The organism is Candidatus Infernicultor aquiphilus, from assembly GCF_002784285.1.
In the GTDB taxonomy this organism is placed as follows: Bacteria; Atribacterota; Phoenicimicrobiia; order Phoenicimicrobiales; family Phoenicimicrobiaceae; genus Infernicultor; species Infernicultor aquiphilus.
This window is the reverse complement of the sequence record NZ_PFKO01000103.1, coordinates 1-3,871: the sequence shown is the minus strand read 5'-3', so window position 1 is coordinate 3,871 and position 3,871 is coordinate 1. Positions and strand designations below refer to the sequence as shown.

The window sequence follows — 3,871 nt, the reverse complement described above, 5'->3', positions numbered from 1 at the left end:
ACAGATTTGTTTACTTTTTGGGGGACAATCATATGGTATATTTTATTTAAAATAAGCAGTAGCGGGAGCTGGTTAAAAGGAAAGGAATAGGAGAAGATGAAGGCTTTAGTAAAATATGGAAAAGGACAAAATGATATTGAATTAAGAGATATTCCGGAACCGATCCCTCAGGAAAATGAAGTAAAAGTCAAAGTAGAGGCGACGGGAATTTGCGGGACTGATCTCTATGGTTATTCAGCTGTAAAACCTCCGGTGGTATTGGGACATGAAACTGCGGGAATCGTGGTAAAGGTCGGGAAAGGAGTGAAAGATATAAGAGTAGGAGATAAAGTCACTACTGAAACTACAGCTTATATTTGCGGTCAGTGCAAATTTTGCCAAAGTAAAAATTATAATTTATGTATTCACCGTAAAGGATTAGGCTCTGCTGTTAATGGAGCTTTCGCTGAATATTTTGTAATAAGAAAAGAAAGTATCCACCTAATTCCTCCTCATATTAATTTTATATCCGCTTCCCTTTTTGAGCCTTTATCCTGTGCCACTCATGCCGTTATGGAGCAGGCGAACTTATTAAAAGGAGAAACTACTTTAATATTAGGACCCGGACCTTTTGGATTGTTAATCGCTCAGGTAGCTCAAGTGATAGGAGCAAGAGTAATAATGGTAGGAATTAAGGGAGACGAGAAGAGACTTGCTCTAGCAAAAAATTTAGGGATTAGTTTAGTTTTTAATATAGAAAAGAAGGATTTAGAAGATTATCTGTCGAATATAATTACAGAAAATGGTATCGACGTAATATTTGAATGTTCTGGCTCTATAGCAGCAGTAAAATATGGATTAAAAATAATCAGGAAAGGGGGTAGATTTATTCAAGCAGGAATTGTTCACCAACCAATTAAACTTAGATTTGATAAAATATTATTTGATAAAGAGTTAACCATTATTGGTTCTCGTACTCAGAAGCCTTCATCCTGGGATAAAGCAATAAATTTAGTAAATAAGGGTGAGGTAAATTTAGGGAAATTGGTTAGTGATGTGCTACCGTTAAGCAATTGGAAAGAAGGTTATAAAAGAGCGAAAGAAAAAAATTCTATTAAAGTAGTCCTTCAACCGGATAAGTAATATTAAAAAAATTCAAGTTAATCAGCTAACTAAGTAACTGGCTAACGAATCAAGATACAAAATAATTAAAAGGGAGAAGAAAAATGATAAAGCTTAATCTTAAAAAGGGTTTAAAAGGTGCAGCCCAAACAATAGTAAATGAAGAAAATTCAGCAGAAAGATTTGCTAATCCCAGGTTACCAGCATTCGCTACCCCTATGTTAGTTTCTTTAATGGATATAGCTGCCATAAATGCGGTGGAAAAATATCTTCCAGAAGGTTATATTTCAGTTGGAACTAAAATATCGATTACTCATTTAGCCCCTACTCCATTAGGTATGTCGGTTACAGCTGAAGCGACTCTAACAGATGTTTACAAGAATAAATTAACCTTTGAGGTTAAAGCTTATGATGAAATAGAGAAGATAGGAGAAGGCTTAATAGAAAGATATATAATAGATTTAGATAATTTTACTAAAAAGATGCTATCAACGAAAGGGAAAAAACAAGAGGGTGAGTTTTAATTGAATAGAAAAGTTTTACTGGTAATTGATATGCTAAACGATTTTATTAAAGAAGATGGAAAATTATATATAGGTGATAGTGGAGGAAAAATTATTTTACCTATTCAAAAGGAAATAGAGAACTTCAGGAAAGAAAAAGATCTTATATTCTATATATGTGACTACCATCGACCAGATGATAAAGAGTTTAATCTTTTCCCTCCCCACTGTATCTCCGGAACAAAGGGAGCAGAAATAATCAAGGAGTTAGTGCCCTTTAAAAATGATTTTATAATTTATAAAAGAAGATTTAGTGGATTTTTTCAGACTGATTTAGATATTTCTTTAAGAGAAGAAGAGATTTTAGAATTAGAATTAGTAGGAGTATGCACCAATATCTGTGTTTTATATACTGCTGCGAGTGCCAGGATGTTAAATTATAAGGTTACAGTTTTGAAAGATGCGGTGGCTTCGTTTGATGAGCAAGCCCATAATTTTGCTTTAAAGCAAATGAAAGATATCCTTGGTGTGGAAATTAGATGATATGTTCTATTTGTCATTCCCACGAAAGTGGAAACTAAAAGCTTAATTGATCTGGATTGGAGTTAAAAGTAGTGGCAAAAGAAAAATTAAAAGTAGGATTGGCTTTAGGAGGAGGTGGGGCTCGAGGTCTTGCTCATATTGGGGTATTAAAGGTTTTAAAAAGAGAAAATATTCCTATTGATTTAATTGTGGGCACTTCTATGGGAGCTATTATAGGGGCAGCTTATGCCTTAAAAAAAGACATCTCTACTCTAGAAAAAATTGCTGAGAAATATTCTAAAATTGGTGAATTTAATATAAACTTATCTTTCAGCGAAAAAGAAAAGGAAGATAAGCCTTATTTTATTAAAAAAATGTCTGATTTTTTGAAAAAAGGTTATATTCTTAATCTTGAACTCAGAAGAAAGTACCTTAACGATGGAGAAGGGTTAAAGAAAATTATCAATGATTTAGTAGGTGATAAAGTTTTTGCCGATACTAAAATCCCTTTTGCTGCAGTAGCCGCTGATTTGATCAAGGGAGAAAAGGTAATTTTAAACCAGGGGAAATTGTTTAATGCTCTTTTAGCGAGTGCTTCTATACCAGGAATATTTCCTCCTATAATATTAGAGGGGAAAATTTTAGTTGATGGTGGAATAGTTGATGTAGTGCCAATAGAAGCGGCACGGTCATTAGGGGCAAATTTTATTATTGCAGTTAATGTGAGCCCAACACTTAAAAAGAGGTTTGAATTTAGTAATGCGGTAGAGATTCTATTTCGGTCTGATTCTATTACCTCTAACGAATTAATAAAATTACAATTATCTTTTGCTGACTTAGTGATTACTCCTAAAGTAGAACGTTTTCATTGGTCTAACTTTTCTAAACCTGAAAAATGTATTCGAGAAGGAGAAATTGCTGCTCAAAATGTTCTTTCTGAATTAAAGAAAAAATTAAAGAGGGTAACACCTAGTTGGTGGAAAAGATTATTTTACTAAAGTTTCTTTTCCTTTTTCAGGTCAGTTTCAGATTCGAGGTTTTTCGGTAGTTCTTTTTTCCCTTGTTCTTCTTTTTTTATGGGGCTAGCTTCTCTTTTCTTTTCTGATTTGTAATTATTATTATTGTGATGATGGTCGGTACAATAAAATCCACTACCTTTTAAGATAAAATTACCATTTTTGCTTATTAATCTATAAACTTCGCCTCCACATTTTTTACAATTTTTAATTGGATTTTCAGTTATAGATTGGAATTTTTCAAAAGTATTTCCACATTCTTTACATTTATACTCATAGGTTGGCATAATTAATTTTCTCCTCTAAAATTTCTAACTTTATATTTTATATCAGTTTACACTTTTGTCAAGATTTTCTTTAACATTTTTCTTTCGCATTCCTACGGAAGTAGGAAGCAAAAATCTATCTGGTTATGTCATTCCTGTGTAAACAGGAATCTATTTTCTTTATGTTATCACTAAAAAGCAATCTTTTATTTTCTTAATTAGTAGAAAAAAAGAAAAGATTGTAGATGAGGGGTAGAAAAATTAATAAAAATGTTTTATCCTAAAAAAGAGGGTTTTTTAAAATAAGTATAGTATATAATAAATAAAGATAGTCTAAATTAATATTTATGTTTAAAGCGGATTTATAATTCGCTTACTCTTTTATAGCAGGAAGAGACAGGAAGAGATAAGAATAGAAGTAGAAAACAGGCTACCGGATTTTTGGAAGGAAAATTTTAATAAG

General features: G+C 32.1%; 5 protein-coding genes. 4 read left to right on the top strand and 1 reads right to left on the bottom strand.

The window, feature by feature from the left end; translation table 11 throughout:
* The first annotated feature begins 96 nt into the window (after positions 1 to 96).
* The 4 genes from COZ07_RS02905 to COZ07_RS02890 all read left to right on the top strand — a co-directional run bounded on the left by COZ07_RS02905 (position 97) and on the right by COZ07_RS02890 (position 3,124).
* A complete protein-coding gene (locus tag COZ07_RS02905; RefSeq protein ID WP_406607090.1) occupies positions 97 to 1,122 on the top strand; it encodes a zinc-binding dehydrogenase in 1,026 nt (341 codons plus the stop codon).
* Between the two features lie 83 nt (positions 1,123 to 1,205).
* Positions 1,206 to 1,625 carry a thioesterase family protein gene (locus COZ07_RS02900; RefSeq protein WP_406607089.1) on the top strand — a complete coding sequence of 140 codons (420 nt, stop codon included), beginning with the start codon at positions 1,206 to 1,208 and terminating at the stop codon, positions 1,623 to 1,625.
* Positions 1,626 to 2,147, top strand: a complete 522-nt coding sequence (locus tag COZ07_RS02895; RefSeq protein ID WP_406607088.1) for a cysteine hydrolase family protein — start codon at positions 1,626 to 1,628, stop codon at positions 2,145 to 2,147.
* Positions 2,148 to 2,203: 56 nt separating this feature from the next.
* Positions 2,204 to 3,124: a patatin-like phospholipase family protein gene (locus tag COZ07_RS02890; protein ID WP_406607087.1), complete on the top strand. Its 921-nt coding sequence runs from the start codon at positions 2,204 to 2,206 to the stop codon at positions 3,122 to 3,124.
* On the opposite strand, the gene COZ07_RS02885 is transcribed toward COZ07_RS02890, so the two are convergent.
* A complete protein-coding gene (locus tag COZ07_RS02885) occupies positions 3,121 to 3,429 on the bottom strand; it encodes an FmdB family zinc ribbon protein (RefSeq protein WP_406607086.1) in 309 nt (102 codons plus the stop codon). The genes COZ07_RS02890 and COZ07_RS02885 overlap by 4 nt on opposite strands.
* Positions 3,430 to 3,871: the final 442 nt, after the last annotated feature.